The sequence below is a fragment of the Leucobacter soli genome, assembly GCF_042659205.1.
GTDB classification, from domain to species: Bacteria; Actinomycetota; Actinomycetes; order Actinomycetales; family Microbacteriaceae; genus Leucobacter; species Leucobacter soli.
Map to the genome: position 1 here is coordinate 1 of NZ_JBHSRW010000455.1, position 740 is coordinate 740.

Genomic DNA, 740 nt, shown 5'->3' on the forward strand with positions numbered 1-740 from the left:
CGCCCGGTCGCAGCCGCCGCCAGGCCTCGGCCAGGTCGCGAGCGGGATCCTCGCCGCCCGGAGTCTCACCGGGCCCAGCAAGGTCGCCGGCATCAGTGAACGAGCCGAATGCGCCTCCGCCGAATCCGCCCGAGCCGAATGCACCAGCACCCTCTGCCGCCCACTCCGCGCGCAGACGCACCGCCCTGTCCAGAGCCTCCCGCGCCCAAGCCCGGTTCACCACGCGACTCGCGTCCGTGTCGGGCTCGCAGGCGAAACCGGACTCGGAAACCGCGGGCACCCGGTGGAGCGGCCCGCTCGCCGCCGCGACGATCTGGCCGGTGGCGTCCCGGCCCAGCCCGAGGACGGCGGCGGTGAGACCACCCGTGTCGAATCGCTCGGTGTCGTCAGGCGGACGATAGAACAGGGTGCGGTCCCGTTCGCCCGGATCCCACTCCCTCGCCCGCAGCTGCACGCGGTGGGACGGCGGCGCGGACTCGCGGGAGCGCTCGAGCACCCGCTCGAGCTCGGCGATCACCGCATCGGATCCGGGACCCGGCTCCGATCCGGCGGCGAACCCGGCGGCACGGCCGAGCGGAGAATCGGGCTCGGCCGCCTGGAGGGCGAGGTGGATCAGGCCGTCGATAGCTCCGGCGAACTCCTTGGGCGCGAGTACCGGCAGCCGCAGCCGCACCGTGAAGCCGTGCTCGACGAGCGCCTTCGCGAGCTGGCCGGCGACGCCCGCCCGGAGCTGCACGCCG

At 74.7% G+C, this 740-nt stretch carries 1 pseudogene; it reads right to left on the reverse strand.

Annotation, left to right across the window (positions count from 1 at the left end):
• A pseudogene (locus tag ACFPZL_RS13910) lies at positions 1-740 on the reverse strand (hypothetical protein); the annotation flags it as partial.